Annotated in this window: 17 protein-coding genes; 14 read left to right on the top strand and 3 right to left on the bottom strand. The window is 35.2% G+C overall.

Features of this window, described 5'->3' with window-relative positions:
* The first annotated feature begins 371 nt into the window (after positions 1 to 371).
* The 6 genes from CDZ89_RS16175 (at position 372) to CDZ89_RS16150 (ending at position 8,309) form a co-directional block, all read left to right on the top strand.
* On the top strand, positions 372 to 1,319 hold the full coding sequence (locus tag CDZ89_RS16175) for a carbohydrate ABC transporter permease (protein WP_096155460.1): 948 nt from the start codon (positions 372 to 374) through the stop codon (positions 1,317 to 1,319).
* A complete protein-coding gene (locus tag CDZ89_RS16170) occupies positions 1,319 to 2,146 on the top strand; it encodes a carbohydrate ABC transporter permease (RefSeq protein WP_096155459.1) in 828 nt (275 codons plus the stop codon). Before CDZ89_RS16175 ends, CDZ89_RS16170 begins: the two co-directional genes overlap by 1 nt.
* Positions 2,147 to 2,231: 85 nt before the next feature.
* Entirely contained in the window at positions 2,232 to 3,509 is a 1,278-nt protein-coding gene (locus CDZ89_RS16165) for an ABC transporter substrate-binding protein (RefSeq protein ID WP_096155458.1), read from the top strand.
* A 264-nt stretch (positions 3,510 to 3,773) separates the two neighbouring features.
* Positions 3,774 to 5,567: a sensor histidine kinase gene (locus CDZ89_RS16160; protein WP_096155457.1), complete on the top strand. Its 1,794-nt coding sequence runs from the start codon at positions 3,774 to 3,776 to the stop codon at positions 5,565 to 5,567.
* Positions 5,548 to 6,282, top strand: coding sequence for a response regulator transcription factor (locus CDZ89_RS16155; RefSeq protein ID WP_100334002.1), 735 nt, complete (start codon positions 5,548 to 5,550; stop codon positions 6,280 to 6,282). The genes CDZ89_RS16160 and CDZ89_RS16155 overlap by 20 nt, the downstream gene beginning before the upstream one ends.
* A gap of 131 nt (positions 6,283 to 6,413) precedes the next feature.
* On the top strand, positions 6,414 to 8,309 hold the full coding sequence (locus tag CDZ89_RS16150; protein ID WP_096155455.1) for a PrkA family serine protein kinase: 1,896 nt from the start codon (positions 6,414 to 6,416) through the stop codon (positions 8,307 to 8,309).
* Positions 8,310 to 8,546: 237 nt separating this feature from the next.
* On the opposite strand, the gene CDZ89_RS16145 is transcribed toward CDZ89_RS16150, so the two are convergent.
* Positions 8,547 to 10,076 (bottom strand): sodium/proline symporter, encoded by a 1,530-nt coding sequence (locus tag CDZ89_RS16145; RefSeq protein ID WP_096155454.1) that lies wholly within the window; start codon positions 10,074 to 10,076, stop codon positions 8,547 to 8,549.
* Between the two features lie 258 nt (positions 10,077 to 10,334).
* Between CDZ89_RS16145 and CDZ89_RS19775 the strand changes: the two genes are divergently transcribed.
* Together CDZ89_RS19775 and yhbH are read left to right on the top strand one after the other, a co-directional pair.
* Positions 10,335 to 10,493: a hypothetical protein gene (locus CDZ89_RS19775; protein WP_157842766.1), complete on the top strand. Its 159-nt coding sequence runs from the start codon at positions 10,335 to 10,337 to the stop codon at positions 10,491 to 10,493.
* 365 nt (positions 10,494 to 10,858) lie between these two features.
* A complete protein-coding gene (gene yhbH / locus CDZ89_RS16140; RefSeq protein WP_157842765.1) occupies positions 10,859 to 12,034 on the top strand; it encodes a sporulation protein YhbH in 1,176 nt (391 codons plus the stop codon).
* Between the two features lie 373 nt (positions 12,035 to 12,407).
* Here the strand turns inward: yhbH and CDZ89_RS16130 are convergent, their stop codons facing one another.
* Positions 12,408 to 13,943, bottom strand: a complete 1,536-nt coding sequence (locus tag CDZ89_RS16130) for a glutathione ABC transporter substrate-binding protein (protein ID WP_096155451.1) — start codon at positions 13,941 to 13,943, stop codon at positions 12,408 to 12,410.
* A gap of 447 nt (positions 13,944 to 14,390) precedes the next feature.
* On the opposite strand from CDZ89_RS16130, the gene nikC reads away from it, so the two are divergent.
* The 6 genes from nikC to CDZ89_RS16100 all read left to right on the top strand — a co-directional run bounded on the left by nikC (position 14,391) and on the right by CDZ89_RS16100 (position 19,863).
* Positions 14,391 to 15,290 (top strand): nickel transporter permease, encoded by a 900-nt coding sequence (gene nikC / locus CDZ89_RS16125; RefSeq protein WP_406564901.1) that lies wholly within the window; start codon positions 14,391 to 14,393, stop codon positions 15,288 to 15,290.
* Between the two features lie 21 nt (positions 15,291 to 15,311).
* Positions 15,312 to 16,235, top strand: coding sequence for a nickel ABC transporter permease (nikB, locus tag CDZ89_RS16120; RefSeq protein WP_096155450.1), 924 nt, complete (start codon positions 15,312 to 15,314; stop codon positions 16,233 to 16,235).
* 15 nt (positions 16,236 to 16,250) lie between these two features.
* The gene (locus CDZ89_RS16115) at positions 16,251 to 17,264 is read left to right on the top strand and encodes an ABC transporter ATP-binding protein (RefSeq protein ID WP_096155449.1); all 1,014 of its coding nucleotides are present in this window, start codon (positions 16,251 to 16,253) and stop codon (positions 17,262 to 17,264) included.
* Positions 17,257 to 18,270, top strand: a complete 1,014-nt coding sequence (locus CDZ89_RS16110; protein WP_096155448.1) for an ABC transporter ATP-binding protein — start codon at positions 17,257 to 17,259, stop codon at positions 18,268 to 18,270. The genes CDZ89_RS16115 and CDZ89_RS16110 overlap by 8 nt, the downstream gene beginning before the upstream one ends.
* A 153-nt stretch (positions 18,271 to 18,423) precedes the next feature.
* Positions 18,424 to 18,624 (top strand): cold-shock protein, encoded by a 201-nt coding sequence (locus CDZ89_RS16105; protein WP_096155447.1) that lies wholly within the window; start codon positions 18,424 to 18,426, stop codon positions 18,622 to 18,624.
* A 105-nt stretch (positions 18,625 to 18,729) separates the two neighbouring features.
* Positions 18,730 to 19,863: a zinc-dependent alcohol dehydrogenase gene (locus CDZ89_RS16100; RefSeq protein WP_100334000.1), complete on the top strand. Its 1,134-nt coding sequence runs from the start codon at positions 18,730 to 18,732 to the stop codon at positions 19,861 to 19,863.
* A 71-nt stretch (positions 19,864 to 19,934) separates the two neighbouring features.
* Here the strand turns inward: CDZ89_RS16100 and CDZ89_RS16095 are convergent, their stop codons facing one another.
* Positions 19,935 to 20,132, bottom strand: coding sequence for a hypothetical protein (locus tag CDZ89_RS16095; protein WP_096155445.1), 198 nt, complete (start codon positions 20,130 to 20,132; stop codon positions 19,935 to 19,937).
* Positions 20,133 to 20,315 lie beyond the last annotated feature (183 nt).

Below are 20,315 nucleotides of genomic sequence, written 5' to 3'. Positions count from 1 at the left end.
ACACCTAGAATTAAGAATCCACCAATTCCCATATGTAAATCCTCCTTCAGACTAATGTACATGTTTACAGACTATCTATATTATATCCTAACGTTTAAATAATGTGAATGGAATGTGTGAAGAAATTATGACATCCAGAAATTACATAGTGCTTAAATTTTAATAGATCTGTTCATGTGTATCATAAGTTAGGATAGGTGTAGCAAAAAGAGTAAAAAGTGGATCAAAAACTCTACAAAGTATTTTGAATTTCTTCTATTAAACAAAATTATCAAAATATTCCCCCTTTTATATCAATAAAATCACCCCATCTATTAAACATTCTTTTTATAATGAAAGAAAGCGGTTACATAATAGGCGGTGAACAAAAGATGGATCCTAGTCCAAAACTAAATAAAACAGTATTAGAAAAGAAACTCCAAACATCACATGAAGTCAGAAGAAAAATAAAGTGGAAAAGTATACTCTCCTACTTAGCATTTGTAGGGCCTGCTTTACTATTTTTCTTTGTCATTCAAATCATTCCATTTATTATGGGTGTTTACTATTCCTTTACTTCATGGAATGGAGTAAGTTCTGTTGTGGAATGGGTAGGATTTGAAAACTATAAACGAATATTAACGAATGATTCGAACTTTTTTAATTCCTTTCTTTTTACAACAAGATTTATGTTGGCAGCCGTTATTATTAGTAACGGAATAGGTTTCGGTTTAGCACTTTTATTAAATACTGCTTTAAAAACTAGAAACTTGTTAAGAACAGTATTCTTCATACCTAACGTAATTGGAGGATTATTATTAGGTTTCATATGGCAGTTTATCTTTGTAAGAGGTTTTGCAGCAGTAGGAGAGCTGACAGACTGGTCATTTTTCAAGTTACCTTGGCTGGGGGATGAAACTACGGCATTTTGGGGAATTGTCATTGTTTTTGCATGGCAGATTAGTGGATATATGATGGTCATTTATATAGCTGCACTTCAAGGAGTAGATAACACGTTAATTGAAGCAGCAAAAATTGATGGAGCTTCCAATTTAACCGTTATAACCAAAATAATAATCCCGTTAATATTGCCTGCGTTTACTATTTGTTTCTTCCTTACAATTTCTATGGCATTTAAAATTTTCGATCTTAACATTTCACTAACTGGCGGTGGTCCATTTAACTCCACACAGTCTGTTGCCATTAACATTTATCAAGAAGCATTTCAAAATAACCGTTATGGATTAGGTACAGCGAAATCAATTATCTTCTTCCTTGTTGTAGCTGTATTTACAATGGTGCAAGTTATGATAACGAAAAAACGGGAGGTTGAAGCGTAATGAATCAGAAGTATACGAAGAAAACCCTCCTTTTAGAAATACTCGGCATTTTACTTGCCATTCTGTTTCTCATTCCGTTTTATTTTGTCATCATTAACTCAGTAAAAAGCTTTGCTGAAATATTGATCGATGCGGCAGCTTTGCCTAAAGAAGTACTATTCTCTAACTACTCAAAAGTATGGAACATTATAAACTTTCCCCGGGCATTCTGGAACTCGTTAATTATAACTGTTGCAAGTAATATTGGGATAGTTATCATCAGTTCCATGGCAGCTTGGAAAATGGTTAGAACACCAAATAAATTTAACAAGATTCTTTTCATAATAATAGTTTCGGCAATGGTAATACCTTTTCAAACCGTCATGATTCCATTGATGAAGCTTGGTGGGACATTAGGAATAGTGAATAGTATCCCAGGTCTTGTCATAATGTACTTTGGGTTTGGAGTACCACTCTCATTATTTCTGTATCATGGATTTGTGAAATCGGTGCCTATCGAAATTGAGGAAGCGGCAAAGATGGATGGTTGTAGTCAATTCGGGGTATTTTGGAGAATTGTGTTCCCATTACTAAAACCAATAACAATTACAGTCATTATTTTAAATACTTTATGGATTTGGAATGATTACTTATTACCTTTACTGGTTCTACAAAGTCCTGAATTAAGGACAATTCCTCTTGCTACTAGTTCATTTTTTGCTCAATATACAAAGCAGTGGGATATGGGGCTTGCAGCATTAGTGTTAGGTATCGCACCTGTTATCGTTTTCTTCTTATTCCTACAAAGACATATTATTAAAGGCATTGCTGCAGGTTCTATAAAGTAGGTATAAACAGGAATTAGTACAAGGAATAGCTAATTCTGTTTTATATAAAGTTTCTTAGTTAAAAAAACACGGGGGGTATATGGAAATGAAGCGTATTACTTTAGTTATGATTTCCTTATTATTGTTAGTTGGTATTTTTGCGGGTTGTTCGAATAATACTACATCGCCTGGTAATAATGATAAGCCAGGTAGTAAGGACGATATTGTAACATTAAACCTTTTTCAGTTTAAAGTAGAAATTGCAGACGATCTTCAAAAGATGATTAAAGAGTTTGAAGATGAGCATCCAACTATTAAAGTTAAGCTTGAAACGGTAGGGGGAGGAGCAGATTACGGAGCTGCGTTAAAAGCTAAATTTGCTTCTGGAGAAGAGCCAGACATTTTTAACAATGGTGGTTTTAAAGAGTTGGAGTTATGGCAAGAGCACTTAGCTGATTTATCGAATGAACCTTGGGTGAAAAACTTATTACCAATCGGGAAAGTACCGATGACAGGTGAAGATGGAAAGCTATACGGTATGCCAGTTAACCTTGAAGGATATGGCTTCATTTATAATAAAGATTTATTTGAGCAAGCTGGTATTACAAAAGCACCAACAACTATTTCAGAATTGCAAGCTGCATCACAAAAACTAAAAGATAGCGGCATTACTCCATTCTCCGCTGGTTATGCAGAGTGGTGGGTAATCGGACAACATTTATTAAACATTCCTTTTGCACAACAAGATGATCCTGAAGCCTTTATTGAAGGTCTTTATAACGGCACTGAATCAATGGTAGGCAATAAACACTTTGAAAATTTTAAAGCAGTGTTAGATGCTGAAATCGGATTTGCTAATAGCAATCCATTAACGACAGACTACAATTCACAAGTTACGTTATTTGCATCTGGTCAAACTGCAATGCTTCAACAAGGCAACTGGACGGAAAATATGATTTATGAAATTAGTCCAGACATCAATATGGCTTTTTTACCTATTCCATTAAGTGATGGATCTGAAGCAGACCGATTACCAGTAGGTGTACCTAACAACTGGGCAATTAATAAAAAATCTAAAAACATAGAAGAAGCTAAGTTGTTCTTAGATTGGATGGTTTCGTCTGAAACTGGAAAACGTTACATTACAGAGGAATTTGCGTTTATTCCTGCATTCTCTAACATTGAACCAACTGGATTAGGAGCATTAGGACAGTCCATTTTAGAATACTCCAAAGAAGATAAAACAGTACCTTGGACTTGGTTTATGTGGCCAGATGGAGCAAACAAAGAGTTTGCTTCAACTATACAAGAATACGCAGCTGGCAGAATTGACTACGACACTGTTTTACAACGCTTCCAAAACAGCTGGGATAATTTAAAATAAACAATTTAAATGAAAGCATGTCTATACGTAGGCATGCTTTCCCCTTTATACTTAATATGTTGGATGTATTAAAGAATAATTTTTAATGATGGTACATATTTGGCTGTTGATTGTAGCACAAGTCGGAGACTACTGCGGGAGAAGCGGGTAGCGGGAGACCCCGCAGGCAAAGCCGAGGAGGCTCCCGGCCCGCCCGCAAAAAGCGGAGACTTGTGCTACAATCAACAGCAGTAACTAATAGAGCCAATGTATGGGGGGATTAGTGTGTTTAAGAAAAGTATTCGTAATAGATTAATAGTATTACTTCTTATCGCAACCATCATTCCGTTTGGTACTTCTATCATTATTACTTACTATCATACAAAAGAATCTTTTAAAGACTTAGTCGTTCAAGAAAACACAAATCTTCTCTATCAAGGAAAGATAAATCTAGAAAATTATTTAAGTGATTTAAATGGATTAACATTATCTGTTTATAATAACCCCGAATTTATGAACTACTTAAGGTCATCCAACAAAGAAGCCAATTATTTAAACATAAATGTTGTAAAAAGTGTATTACAAACGATCCTTTATGCAGAAGAAAATATTAAGCAAGTTACTATATCATTACCAACTGACAATAGAAAGGTAACAGCTTCTAAACGATCGACTGTTGTCTTTTCTAATGAAGTTAGCTTAGCCATTTCACCAGCCTTTCAAGATGCTTTAGATAGCCCTTATAACATATATATTGAAGCAAAAAATGGACAAGTGAATCAGAGTGATAATAGCATCTACCTACATAGAGTTTTAACGAACGTACCTTCCGACCAAGTGCTCGCTTACATTACATTAAAAGTTTCATTAGATAAAATATTTGATTTAGGCGAAAACTTATATAACCCTGAAACAGAAGAGCTATACATTATTTCATCAGAAAGGGATTTTTTATATAGTTCAGTAACATTAGAAAAAAATGGTGAATACACGTGGATAGATTATCTTCAAAACGATGAGGCTAATACAGGCTCGATAACATGGCAGGATGAAGCATTTAACGGAGTTATGTTATTCCAACAAGTGCCCCCTTCAGTTGGAGGGTGGTTGTTAGTAAAAAGAGTTCCTTACACAACCCTTTACGAAAGTGCCTTTAATGTCACTAAAATTAACATTCTTTTTGGGTTAATAGGTTTATCACTAGTCATCTTATCTACCCTTTTTATATCTTTTAGAATTACTTCCCCAATTCGAGTATTACTTCAAAATATACAACAAGTAGAAGAAGGTAATATGAAGGTGAAAATACAACCTTTAGGAAAAGATGAGATAGGTATTTTAAGTGATAGATTTCAACAAATGATGGATAAGTTGAATCATTTAATTAACAGAGAATATAAATTAAAATTAGAGAACAAAACGAATCAATTAAAAGTACTACAGTCTCAAATCAATCCGCATTTCTTATTCAATGCCTTGCAATCGATCGGTACAGTAGCGCTTAAAAACAATGTACCACAAGTATATTCACTCATTAACCATCTTTCAAAAATCATGCGTTACGGCATGAATGTGGAAGAAGATTTAGTGCCATTAAAAAAAGAAATAAACTATACAAAAGCTTTCTTACATTTACAAAAAGAACGGTTTGGCGAAAGTTTAGATTATCATTTATATGTAGACGAGTCATTATTGCATGTACATGTGCCTAAAATGATTTTACAGCCGATTATTGAAAATTATTTTAAGCATGGCTTTGAAAATCGAGATGGAGTAGGAGAAATAGTCATTTATGTAGAAAAAGCCGTGAACTACATAGAACTAATAGTAATTGATAATGGCACAGGTATATCAGAGGAACGAATGAAGGAAATTAACGCACATTTCATGCACGAGACATTGCAACCAGAAAGGGAAGACTCCAATATCGGCTTGAAAAATATCCGTGAAAGGTTAAGGTTGTATTATAATGACTTAGCATCTCTTAGTCTCACAAACAGGCAAGAAGGCGGTCTAGTTGTCACAATCAAACTTCCAATGAATGTGGTAGGTGAGAAGTATGAAAGCTTTAATAGTTGATGATGAAAAGCATGTTAGAGAAGGAATAAAAATACTTGCTGATTGGAAACAATACAATATTCATGCTGTTTTAGAAGCGGAAGACGGAGAAGAAGCAATCACTTTAATAGAAGAATGTAAGCCAGAACTTATTTTTACAGATATGAGAATGCCTAAAATGGACGGGATTTCTTTGTTAAAGTGGTTAAATACAACCAATCAAAATAGTGTAGTAATTGTTGTAAGTGGACACGAAGATTATAAATATATGAGAAGTGCAATAAACTATAATAGTTTTGATTACATTTTAAAGCCTATAGATCCTGAAATTTTGAATGAAGCACTCGAGAGGGCAGTAGAGAAATGGAAAGAAACGAACAAAACTTCCAAAGATGAACTAACGAATAGCAAAAAAAGTTTATCAAAAGTTGCACAATATATTTGTGAGCACTACGAAGAAGATTTAACGTTACAGCATATTGCTGATAAGTTTTATTTAAGTAGAGAACACTTGTCGAGAAAATTCAAACAAGAATATGGACAAACGATTACAGATTATTTAACAGAAATTAGGATTAAGAAAGCTAAAGAATTATTGTTACAGCCTAATTATAAAATATATGAAGTGGCATATCTTGTTGGGTATCAAGATGAAAAGTACTTTAGTAAAGTATTCAAAAGAGTTGTTCATGTAACACCCAATGATTTTCGGAATTCATTCATAACAAAACAATGACGCAGTTTTCACAAATTTCATGTGAGAATTGTGTCTTTTTTTATTAATTGTAGATGAAAAGCATGTTTCAAGTTTCCTTAGCATAAATATTATTAATCTTGCTCTTGAAGAGATAAATGGGGGAGGTCCTTATGGATATTTTACAAAAGATTGGGAAGTATCGTGAAGAAGAACAGCGGCTAAAGTGGGAAGGATCCTTCGGAGAGTATTTGAAATTAATTAAAGAAAAACCTTATATTGCGCAGTCTGCACATTCAAGGGTATACAATATGATTAAAGACGCTGGTGTAGAAGAAGTGAATGGGAAGAGAAAATACAAATTCTTCAGCAGCAACCTTTTTGGATTAGAAGAAGCATTGGAAAGACTAGTAGAAGAGTATTTTCATCCAGCAGCGAAAAGATTAGACGTGCGTAAACGTATCTTACTTCTAATGGGTCCAGTTAGTGGAGGAAAATCTACACTCGTTACTATTTTAAAAAGAGGTTTAGAAAAGTACACACATACTGATCGTGGTGCTGTATATGCTATTAAAGGCTGCCCAATGCATGAAGACCCATTGCACTTAATACCTCATCATTTACGAGATGATTTCCATCAAGAATATGGAATTAGAATCGAAGGGAATTTATCACCGTTAAATATGATGCGATTAGAGAAAGAATACAATGGAAAAATTGAAGATGTATTAGTGGAAAGAATCTTCTTGTCGGAAAACCAACGTGTTGGTATTGGTACCTTTAGTCCATCTGATCCAAAATCCCAGGATATTGCAGATTTAACCGGTAGTATCGACTTTTCTACAATAGCTGAATTTGGATCGGAATCAGATCCACGTGCCTATCGTTTTGATGGGGAGTTAAACAAAGCGAATCGTGGGATGATGGAATTCCAAGAGATGTTAAAGTGTGATGAGAAGTTTTTATGGCACTTATTATCTTTAACACAGGAAGGTAACTTTAAAGCTGGGCGATTTGCTTTAATTAGTGCAGACGAATTAATCGTTGCTCATACAAACGAAACAGAGTATCGTTCTTTTATTTCTAATAAGAAGAATGAAGCATTACATTCTCGTATTATTGTAATGCCAGTTCCTTATAATTTAAGACTTTCTCAAGAAGAAAGAATTTACGAAAAGATGATAAAAGAGAGCGATGTATCTGATGTTCATATTGCCCCACATACGTTACGTGTAGCAGCAATGTTTACAATCCTTACTCGCTTAAAAGAAGCAAAACGTGGCGATATTGATTTAGTGAAGAAGATGCGTTTATATGATGGTGAATCAGTGGAAGGCTTTAATTCTGTTGATGTAGAAGAACTGAAGAAGGAATATGCAGATGAAGGAATGAGCGGAATCGATCCGCGTTATGTTATAAATAGAATTTCTTCTACGATTATTCGAAAAGAAGTACCATCTATTAATTCATTAGATGTACTAAGGTCGATAAAAGAAGGTCTAGACCAACATGCTTCCATTTCAAATGAAGACCGTGAGAGGTACTTAAACTTTATTTCTGTTGCACGAAAAGAATACGATAATATCGCAAAAAAAGAAGTGCAAAAAGCGTTTGTTTATTCTTACGAAGAGTCTGCTAAAACATTAATGGATAACTATCTAGATAATGTAGAAGCATATTGTAACAGAGCTAAATTACGTGATCCACTTACTGGAGAAGAAATGAATCCAGATGAAAAGTTAATGCGTTCCATTGAAGAACAAATTGGAATTTCAGAGAATGCAAAAAAAGCTTTCCGAGAAGAGATACTCATTCGAATTTCAGCGTATGCACGTAAAGGAAAACGTTTTGACTACAACTCTCATGAGCGTCTCAGAGAAGCGATTCAGAAGAAATTATTCGCTGACTTAAAAGATGTGGTGAAAATTACTACTTCCTCTAAAACACCTGATGAAATGCAACTGAAGAAGATTAACGAGGTCGTAGCACGATTAATTGATGAGCATGGCTATAACTCTAGTTCTGCAAACGAATTACTTCGTTATGTGGGAAGCTTGTTGAACAGATAAATCAACTAAAAAGAGGCTTGGACAAAACCCAATGAATTAAAATAAAGAGGCTCCCAAGAGCAATTTTTTGTTCCTGGGAGCTTCTGCTTATTGATGGAACAAAGGTAGAAGTCAATGCGAAAGAAAGTCCGGAGGCACTATCAATAAAAGAAAACTAAAGGCCATATGAAGTTCTACTTTAATTAATTTTTTTGTCTGATGCACTTTATAGGCCTTTTTGCCCTAGCTTCTTTTTACTTATTGATTTAGATTGACATCTTTTAAAATAGAAATATGTTGCTCAGCATTTGCTGGTTTACTTGTAAATAAACTAACGATAACTGTTGCCAAAAGCGCTATTAAGAAGCCAGGTACTGCTTCATATGTTACTCCAAACAGTAGTTTTGCTGATAATGCTTTTATATCTGGTAAAAAGACAAATGTCCATTCAGGTTGTTTCTTAACAAGGATAACTGTAATTAATCCTAAGATCATACCAGTTAATACCCCAGCTTTTGTCGTGCCTTTCCAATAAAGTGAAAGTAAGAGTGCAGGTCCAAAACATGCCCCTAGACCACCGAACGCGAATAATACCATCCAGAATACGAATTCTTGTGCAGAGAATGCTAACCATACAGCTAACAACATGAAGATAGCGATTGAAATACGACTATATAAAACTAGCTTTTTCTGAGGAATTTCTTTACCTTTTGCAAAAATTTTATCATAAATGTCGCTTACAACAGCGCTTGTACCGACTAATAACTGACTGTCTGCACTAGACATAATGGCAGCTAAAACTGCTACTAATAAAATTCCCATAAAGAACGGGTTTAATAGTTCTTCTCCAAGTGTTGTAAAGATCGCTTCACTATTTTCATTAGGTAACAAGCTGATGGAAGGGAAATATGCTCTACCAGCTAAACCTATCATGATAGCTCCCCAGCCCATTACTACGTTCCAAACAGTACCAATTAATGCTGCTTGACGCATTTCGCTTATACTTTTTAAAGACATATATCGTACAAGAATATGAGGGTTACCTGGACTACCAAAACCAATCCCAAGTAAACCAACGATTGCACCGAAACCAAATGTCCAAATACTGGTGAATCCGGCACCTTGTGCATTCATCGTTTCAATGATTGGTCCAAAACCACCTAAACCAATAATTGCAATAATAGGTAGGATAATTAAAGATAAGAACATGAACATAGCTTGAAGAACATCTGTTTTACTAACTGCATGGAAACCACCAAGCATTGTATAAAGTAGAATGATAATAGCTGTTAACCACATACCATTGGATTGCGAAAGTCCTAAGCTAGAAGAAAATGCTGTACCCCCAGCAACAACTTGACTTCCAACGTATGCGACCATGAAGAAGATAATAATTAATGAACTAGTTATACGCAGTAGGTTTGTTTTGTCTTCATAACGTGATTCTAAAATATCTGGTACAGTAATACTTCCTGTTTTCTCACTGTAGACTCTGAATCTTTTAGCTGCATAAAAGAACATAAATACTTCTACTGTTATGTATCCCGCTACTGCCCAAACCGCATTTAAACCTGTTGCATATGCAGTACCTGTTACCCCTAATATTAACCATGCACTACGACCAGAACTAACTGCACTTAATGCAACAGTAAATTTGCCTAGACCTCTTCCTGCTAGAAAGAAATCAGTTAAGCCAGCTGAGCTTTTTCTGGAACTGACGAATCCAATACATACAAGTACGAGTAAGTAAAATACTAGTACACCTATTGTGAGAGGGTGTGCATTCATTTAGATTCCCCCTCCTTCTGGCCAGTATGAATAAAAGCTGCCACCCCGAGACCGATGATTGTTAATGGGACAATAATTAATCCCAAAATCATATCAAAGTTCATTAAAACTCCTCCTTTTTTATCAGAAAATTCTGTACAATAGTATTTTACAAGAAAAACTTCAAATGGTAAAGGAAAGGAAGGAACTTTAGAAAACGTGTAAGCATGTTTCATTTTGTTTCAAATAGGGGAATATAGGTAATAGAGGTGATAATTTATGAATGATAAAAACAATAACGAACATAGCTCAATGGCACCAACGGAAAAAGAGATGGAGCGTTTAGCGAAAGAAATCGAACAGATTAAAAGGAATAAAACAAATCAAGAAAGATCCCCAAAACAATACGATAATAACGATGAAAATGAAAAAGAGTAAAAATATAGTGTGAAAAATAAAAGGCTACATTCGTCTTAGTTAATACGAATGTAGTCTTTTATTTGTGGCATGTACCTTTCACACTAATATTTTTTAATATCTTTATAAGGTATATTACAAGCTATAGAAAGCATAAAAAAACAATACAACAAAATGTAATATACTTGTCCTTCTGAAAAGAATAGGTATTTAATTTTCTTAATAATCAGTCAATTATTTAGTATAGTTGCATAAGATAAATTAACCAACCTTAATTGATGAAAGGTTGGTACATTTTTCACACTAGCCAAGGTATTATATGATATTTCGGATGAAAAGTTGACGGTTTTATTAAAAAAATTAAATTAAGAAGGAGGGAAACAATAATGAATTCAAATGAGTCGAGTTTCATTGTATCAAAAGAGGATTGGTCCCTCCATCGCAAAGGCTACGACGACCAAAAACGACATCAAGAAAAAGTTCAGGAGGCAATTAAGAACAATTTACCTGATCTCATTACAGAAGAGAACATTATTATGTCGAATGGAAAAGAAGTAGTTAAAATTCCAATACGATCTTTAGATGAGTACAGAATTAGATACAATTATGATAAAAATAAACACGTGGGCCAAGGTGATGGAGAAAGTCAAGTTGGTGACGTTATTGCACGAGATGGTTCAGGGAATGCTGGTCAGAAAGGTCCAGGAAAAGGGCAGGGAGCTGGAGATCAAGCTGGTGAAGATTATTTTGAAGCTGAAGTTTCGTTAATGGAATTAGAAGAGGCACTTTTTAATGAATTGGAGCTTCCGAACTTAAAGCAAAAAGAACAAGCGGATAACACGGTAGAACATTATGAGTTTAATGATATTAGACGTACTGGATTAATGGGGAACATCGACAAGAAGAGAACGATGATGTCCGCATATAAGCGTAATGCGATGAGTGGGAAAGCAAGCTTTCATCCCATTTATCAAGAAGACTTGAAATTTAAGACATGGAATGATGTTCTAAAGCCAGATTCCAAAGCAGTTGTATTAATGATGATGGATACAAGTGGATCTATGGGTATGTGGGAAAAGTACATGGCTCGAAGTTTCTTTTTCTGGATGACAAGATTTTTAAGGTCTAAATATGAGACAGTGGATATTGAATTTATTGCACATCATACAGAAGCAAAAGTTGTGACAGAAGAAGATTTCTTCTCAAAAGGAGAGAGTGGAGGAACGATATGTTCTTCTGCATATCGTAAAGCGCTAGAATTAATCGATTTGAAATACAATCCTACTAGGTATAACATCTATCCATTCCATTTTTCAGATGGAGATAACTTAACGTCGGATAATCAGCGTTGTGTGAAATTGGTTGGGGAGTTAATAAAAGTTTCTAATATGTTTGGTTACGGGGAAGTGAACCAATATAATAGGCATTCCACTTTAATGTCAGCTTATAAAAATATAAATGAAGAGGCGTTTAGGCATTATATTTTAAAGCAAAAAGTAGATGTGTTTCATGCAATGAAGGAGTTTTTTAAGAAAGAGGATAATAAGATGTTTGCTAGGTAAAGACCAGTCTAAAATGGCTGGTTTTTTTGTTATAAAATCATTCTTATTGAATATGATATTCATTTCGTTGAATAGATTTAGTTCATTTTTCCAAAGAAAAAAGAAGAAAGTGAACTTGATAAGGCGTATGAAGTTCATATTAATCAAGAGAAAAGAAGAAAGTGAACTTGATATGGGGAATGAAGTCCATTCTGCCAGAGAAAAAAGGGAAATGAACTTGATACGGAGAATGAATTATATTGCCTTTTCTAATTTTCTAATACAGACATAAAGAACCGTTACATCTTACATCACTTCCAAGACAACCCCATTAACATCATTTAATAAAAAAACCGAGTCAACATTAAGTCGACTCGGTTTACCCTTTTAGTTATTACTTAAGTTTAACGCCTTTGAAGAATGGAGTTCCACTGAAGTTTACGAATAATCCTTCTTCCACTTTGTTTGTAGCAAATACAAAGTCAGGATGTTGTAAGTAAACCATTGGAGCTTCTTCTACAAGGATTTCAGAGATTTCTTTGTAAGCTTCGTCACGTTTAGCTTGATCAGCTTCAGAACGAGCGAAGTCTAATAATTCATCTACACGTGGGTTAGCGTAGAATGAACGGTTACCAGGAGAACCAAACATTGTTGAGTGGAATAATGCATATAGACCGTAGTCAGCATCACCAGTAACAGTAGTCCAACCTAAGATAAATAGTTCATGCTCACCAGCACCAGTCATCTCTAAGAATGCACCCCACTCAATGATTTCGATTTGTACATCGATACCAAGTGGACGTAATTGGTCTTGAATTAATTCAGCCATATCTGCACGCTCACGGTTACCTTCGTTTACGTATAAAGTAGTTTGGAAGCCATCAGCAAATCCAGCTTCAGCTAAAAGAGCTTTTGCTCCCTCAACATCGAAAGGAAGTGGAGTTAAACCTTGGTAGTTACCAACAACAGTTGGAGCTAAAGGTCCTACAGCCGCAACACCTTGACCGTCTAAGATACCATTAACGATATCATCTTTGTTTACAGCCATAGCGATTGCTTGACGAACTTTGATGTTATCGAATGGAGCTTTTTCCATGTTGAAACCTAAGTAGTCCATACGAGTACCACGTACACGCTCTAGTTCAACACCGTCAAGACCTTCTACACGTTTAACGTCAGAAGAACCAACTTGGATAACGTGTGCTTCACCAGTTTCTAACATTGCAGTACGAGTTGCTTGTTCAGGAACAACTTTGAATTCCATAGTGTCAGCTACAGCTTTGTCGCCCCAGAAGTTTTCGTTACGTTTGAATTTAATTGAATCACCACGAACCCACTCATCTAATACGAATGGACCAGTACCGATTGGGTTTTCGTCAACTTTCTTTCCACCGTCTTTTTCTGCTTTCATTGCAGAAGGAGCGATGATAGAACCAGCGTTATGAGCTAAGTGAGCTGGTAGTGGAGCGAAAGGGAATTTTGTTTTAATGTGAACAGTATGATCATCTTTAATTTCAATTTCCTCAATCATATTTAATACAACAGCACGAGGAGAAGCGAAATCTGGATCAATGATACGCTCTAATGACATTTTTACAGCTTCAGCAGTGAAGTCTGTATCGTCATGGAATTTTACGCCTTTGCGTAATTTGAATTCCCAAGTAGTTTCATCTACTGGAGAGAAAGACTCTGCTAAAGAAGGGACTACAGAACCATCAGCAGCATACTCAGTTAAACGATCAAATATTTGCGTTGTTGCGTTTGTTGTTGCAGTATCATTCATACCGTGTGGATCAAGTGTTGGTGCATCTGAAGCAGTTACGAATACTAAGTGACCACCAGTTGTTCCGCCACTTTTTCCGCTACATGCAGCTAACACTAATACTAGAGCAGCTACAAGTACAAGAAATAAATTTCTTTTAAAATTCATTATTTTTACCCCCTACTAATTTTGGTTTGCTAGATACATAGTCTTGCTATGTATTGTTATTATAATAATGTAAATTTTCTAAATAAACAAGTGTTTTCTAAATGATTTTTTTACATAAATGTAATATTGTAATCATTTGGTAAAACAAATGACTTCTGCTAACCCCCTTTTAAAGATTAATATAGAATCAATTCTTCTATTATAATAGGAAATTACAGGATAATATTCCCCTAATTTTCCTAGAGAATAGTTAAGACACTACTTATTTATTCCAATAATTAGCTTAATATGTTAAAAAAGCAAAAAATATTAATATTTCTATTATAGATATATATTAAACTATTGTAATATTTCTAAAAACTAGCTAATATAATTACATGCTAAGTTTAAAGAATTATTACAATTATGTTAAAAATGTTACAAAACAATGAAGGGATGGATAAGGGTATGAACCAACCGCAAATCGAAACTCAGACAGCGCCTCCTGTAAAAGAGAAGAGTGCATCTCAAGAACGTTGGTTAGCTTTTTATAAGAAGTTAGCTAAGAATAAAGCTGCTATGGTCGGAGCTGCTATCGTTATATTATTTGTTTTTATAGCAATCTTGGCTCCATTTTTAGCACCACATGATCCTGTACTAACACAAGTTACTAACAAATTACAACCGCCATCAGCGGAACACTGGTTAGGTACAGATCACCAAGGACGTGATATTTTAAGTAGAATAATTTTTGGAGCAAGGGTATCTCTAACAGTTGGTATTTTATCTACTGTATTAGGAGCTATTGTTGGTATCCTTTTAGGTATAGTATCTGGTTATTATGGTCGTTGGATTGATTCATTGATTATGAGGATTTGTGATGTGTTACTAGCTTTCCCTGGAATTTTATTAGCTTTAGCGATTGTGAGTGTACTTGGGGCTAGTACTACTAACGTAATTATAGCTGTTGCGTTTTTCGCAGTACCATCATTCGCACGTATCGTTCGAGGATCTACATTAAGTGTTAAGAAGTTAGAGTACGTTGATGCAATTAAAGCAATGGGAGCAAGTGATGCAAGAATTATTTTCAAACACATTCTTCCTAATATTATGTCGCCAATAATTGTACAGGCTACGTTATACATTGCTTCTGCAATTATTACTGCGAGTGCCCTTTCGTTCCTAGGGATGGGAACTAGACCACCAACTCCAGAGTGGGGTGCTATGTTGTCACAAGGACGTGACTATATTAGACAAGCACCACATGTATCATTATTCCCAGGTCTAGTTATTTTGTTCGTAGTTATCGGTTTCAACTTATTTGGTGACGGTCTACGTGACGCACTAGATCCAAAATCGAAAAAATAAAAGAAGGAAGGTGTGTTAAACATGTTCGTATATATAATTCGTCGATTACTTCAAACCATTCCTGTTATGTTTGGTGTTACACTAGCAGTATTCTTAATGATGCATCTAATTCCTGGTGACCCGGCACAAATTATGGCAGGTGAACAAGCTGACCCAGCACAAGTGGAACAAATGCGTAAAAACTTAGGGTTAGACGATCCACTCCACGTTCAATATATTCGTTACGTATCAAATGCTATTCAAGGGGATTTAGGAACTTCTATTAGAACAAATCGTTCTGTAACAGAAGAAATCTTTACACATCGTTTTTGGATTACATTAGAATTAGCGATAATAGGTACAGTTTTAGCAGTTATTATAGGATTAATTGCAGGTATTATTTCTGCAACAAGACAATATTCATTTTCTGATGTTTCCATAATGGTTGTTGCATTATTCGGATTATCCATGCCTAACTTCTGGCTAGGTATTATGTTAATTTATTTCTTCTCTGTTCAGTTAGGCATGCTACCTGTTGCAGGATGGGGAACATGGCAACAAATGATTCTTCCTGCCATCACACTAGGTACTGGTGGGGCAGCTATAATAGCTCGTATGACTCGCTCTAGTATGTTAGAGGTTATTAACCAAGATTATATTCGTACAGCTTATGCAAAAGGTGTTAGTGATAAATTAGTTATTTATAAACACGCTCTAAGAAATGCTTTAATTCCAGTTGTTACTGTAGTAGGTTTACAGTTTGGTGGATTACTAGGTGGAGCGGTTGTAACAGAAACTATTTTTGCAATTAATGGTTTAGGGCGTTTAATTATTGACTCTATTCGTATGCGTGATTTTCCAATGGTACAAGGAACAATTTTAGTATGTGCGGTTCTGTTCGTGTTTGTTAACTTCCTTGTAGATATTACGTACCGAATGATTAACAAACGAATTGACTTGAACTAAGGGACGGTGAAATCGATGAGTGAAAAAATATTACAAGTTAAAGACTTACGTACTTCTTTCTTTACAGATGAAGGAGAAGTAAAAGCAGTTGATGGAGTAGATTTTGAGATTGAAAAAGGTAAAACGATTGGTATTGTAGGGGAATCTGGATCAGGTAAAAGTATTACATCCTTATCTATTTTACGTTTATTACAAGAACCAGTTGGTAAAATTGTAGGCGGAGAAATTATTTTTAAAGGCGAAAATTTATTAGATAAAACAAAAAAACAAATGATGGACATTCGAGGAAATAACATCTCGATGATTTTCCAAGAGCCAATGACATCATTAAATCCAACGTTAACGTGTGGAGAACAAATTGCAGAATCTGTTCGTATTCATCAAAAACTTGGTAAAAAAGAAGCATGGGCAAAAGCTGTAGAAATGTTAACACTTGTAGGTATCCCATCTCCAGTGGAACGTGCGAAACAATATCCATTTGAATTATCAGGAGGGATGCGTCAACGTGTTATGATTGCCATGGCATTAGCGTGTAATCCAGAGTTGTTAATTGCAGATGAGCCAACAACAGCACTAGACGTGACTATACAAGCACAAATTTTAGAGTTAATGAAAAAGCTTCAAGAAGAACTAGGTACTTCGTTAATGATGATTACGCATGACTTAGGTGTAGTAGCTGAGATGTGTGATAACGTGGCAGTTATGTACTGTGGAAAGGTAGTAGAGTACGCGGACGTAAAAACAATCTTTACAAATCCGAAACACCCTTACACGGTCGGTCTATTAAATTCCGTTCCTAAGCATGACCAAGATTTTGACGGGGACTTAGAAGTAATTAAAGGATCTGTTCCAAGTCCATTTAATTTACCAAAAGGGTGCAGCTTTGCTCCTCGTTGTCCACATGCAAGAGAAATTTGTTTAACAGACTTACCAGATCTTGAAAAAACTTCAGACGGTGATCAAGTACGCTGTTGGATGTACACGGATAAATGGGATAACCAAGAGGAGGTAGCGGCTAGTCATGAGTAACAATACATTATTAGAAGTAAAAAACCTCAAGCAGTACTTCCCTATTAAAGGTGGTATTTTTGGTAAAACGGTTAATCACGTTAAAGCAGTTGATGATATTTCGTTTGAAGTAAAAGAAGGGGAAACAGTAAGTATCGTTGGGGAGTCTGGTTGTGGAAAGTCTACAACTGGAAGAGCGATTCTTCGTTTAGAAACCCCTACAAGCGGTGAGGTGTATTTCCAAGGTGAAGACTTACTTGCGTTTAATAGCTCGCAAATGCGTAGAAAACGCAAAGATTTACAGATTATTTTCCAAGACCCTTATGCTTCATTGAACCCACGTCAAACGGTTTATCAAATTTTAGAAGAAGCTATAGAAATTCAAAACGTTGTACCACGCTCAGAACGTCGTCAAACAATTAGAGACTTATTAGAAACAGTAGGTATCGGTGCTCACCAAATTGATCGTCATCCACATGAATTTAGTGGTGGCCAACGTCAACGTATCGGTATTGCTCGTGCACTATCTGTAAATCCTAAATTAATTATTTGTGATGAAGCAGTTTCAGCTCTAGACGTTTCCATTCAAGCGCAAGTTCTGAACTTATTAAAAGAATTACAAAGAAAATTTAATTTAACATATTTATTCATCTCACATGATTTAGGTGTTGTACGTCATATTTCTGATCGCATTATTGTTATGTATTTAGGTAAAATTGTGGAGGTTGGAGATAAGAAATCTTTATTCGAAAACCCTCAACATCCATATACAAAAGCGTTATTGTCAGCAATACCTAGTACTAATATTATGGAGAAAAAGGAACGTATTATTCTAAAAGGTGACGTTCCTTCTCCGATCAACCCACCAGCAGGATGTCGTTTCCATACTCGCTGTCCTTATGCTCATGATCGTTGTAAAACAGAAGAACCAAAACTACATGGCATTCCTGGTGAAAACCACCAAGCTGCATGCCACCTTGTAGAAGATGGTGCGATTGATTTCACAAAATTAACATCTAACTATTAAATTTTATCAAGTTTGCCCCTCAATATCTGAGGGGTTTTTTTTATGTGAATTTTTTTTACGAAAAATGTTTAAAAAGAAAAAAGTTAGGTTATATTAATTGGGCAAAGTTAATTTGTAAATTTCAATGTATGAACATGCTAGGAGGCAACAAAAGTGGAACATGGTAAAGTAAAATGGTTTAACAGTGAAAAAGGTTTTGGATTTATCGAGCGCGAAGGCGGAGAAGACGTATTCGTTCATTTCTCTGCGATTCAAGGGGACGGCTACAAGTCTTTAGAAGAAGGGCAAGCTGTTACTTTTGAAATTGAAAATGGCCAACGCGGACCACAAGCTACTAACGTTAATAAAGCGTAGTATACAACTTGTAGAACAGACTCTAAATTTTAGGGTCTGTTTTTTTATTTTGTTTTAAATTATTGGGCACACTTAATAAAGATGAAAAAAAGCGAGGTGTCTATAATGAAAGCTGTAACATACCAGGGAGCTCAAAAGATAGAAGTAAAGGAAGTGCAAGATGCAAAACTAGAGAAAAAGGATGATATTATTGTAAAAATAACTTCAACTGCCATTTGCGGATCAGATTTGCATTTATATCAAGGCAATATGCCATTGCCTCATGGATATATTATAGGACATGAACCGATGGGTATCGTTGAAGAAGTTGGACCAGAAGTAACGAAAGTAAAGAAAGGTGACCGTGTTGTTATACCTTTTAATGTATCATGTGGAGAGTGTATATATTGCCAACATGATTTAACAAGCCAATGCGATAATTCTAATCCACATTATGATTCTGGTGGCTATTTCGGTTATACAGAAAAATTCGGGAATCATCCAGGTGGTCAGGCAGAGTACTTAAAAGTACCATTTGGTAATTTTACACCGTTTGTCATTCCAGAATCGTGTGAACTAGAAGATGAGGCACTACTGTTTTTATCAGATGTATTACCAACAGCATACTGGAGTGTAGTGAATGCAGGCGTAAAAAATAGAGATACTGTCATAGTGCTTGGCTGTGGTCCAGTTGGTTTGATGGCACAAAAGTTTGCTTGGATGTTTGGGGCAAAACGTGTTATCGCAGTGGATCATCTAGAATATCGGTTAAATCACGCGAAGAGAAAAAACAGTGTCGAAGCTTTTAATTTTACGAAGTATGAAGATATGGGAGAGCATTTAAAAGAAATTACACACGGTGGAGCGGACGTTGTAATAGATTGTGTTGGGATGGATGGGAAAAAGTCAGCATTAGAATTTATCGAGCAAAAGTTAAAGTTACAAGGGGGTACACTTGGGCCGATACAGATAGCTACGAAAGCTGTACGGAAAGCAGGTACAGTCCAAATTACAGGTGTTTATGGAAGTAATTATAATAACTTTCCATTAGGAGCATTTTTCGTAAGGAACATTACATTAAAAATGGGCCAAGCGCCTGTTATTCCTTTTATGCCTAAGTTGTTCGAGAAAATAACAAACAATGAGTTTGATCCAAGAGAAATCATTACACATAAAATTTCATTAGATGAAGCAGCACATGGATATAAATTATTTAATAATCATGAAGATGATTGTATTAAAGTTGTGTTAAAGCCTTAACAGAAAAAATACTCCTTTAGTTGATAAAGGAGTACTTTTTATTGTATAGAATATTAAGGGAAGGAAATTAGTTATTTACCAAATAGGCTGCGTACAGCTCTGTATATAACAAGAAGTGAAAATACAATGATAACAATTACAGCAACAATGACTAAAAACGGTGATACAGTAGTGCCTAGCGTTCCTAGTGCTGTTAATTTAGGAGCAACATAAATTAACGCAACTCCAGCTAAGATAGCTGCTAAATATATACGACCTACATCTAACATATTTATCCCTCCTTTACACGTAATATATGAAAGAAGGGACGATATTATAATTACTAAAGACTATAAATAAAAGCACATTTTAAAAATAGTAAAAATATACTAGTTTACTAGATGTGCAATACGAATATTTCAAAAATATTACATGTGCCTGTAATATTTTTGAAATAATAGAAAGAGGGGAGC

The organism is Bacillus alkalisoli, from assembly GCF_002797415.1.
GTDB classification, from domain to species: Bacteria; Bacillota; Bacilli; order Bacillales; family Bacillaceae_I; genus Bacillus_CD; species Bacillus_CD alkalisoli.
Note: the sequence above shows the minus strand (reverse complement) of the source record. Positions and strands in the feature narration are given on the sequence as shown.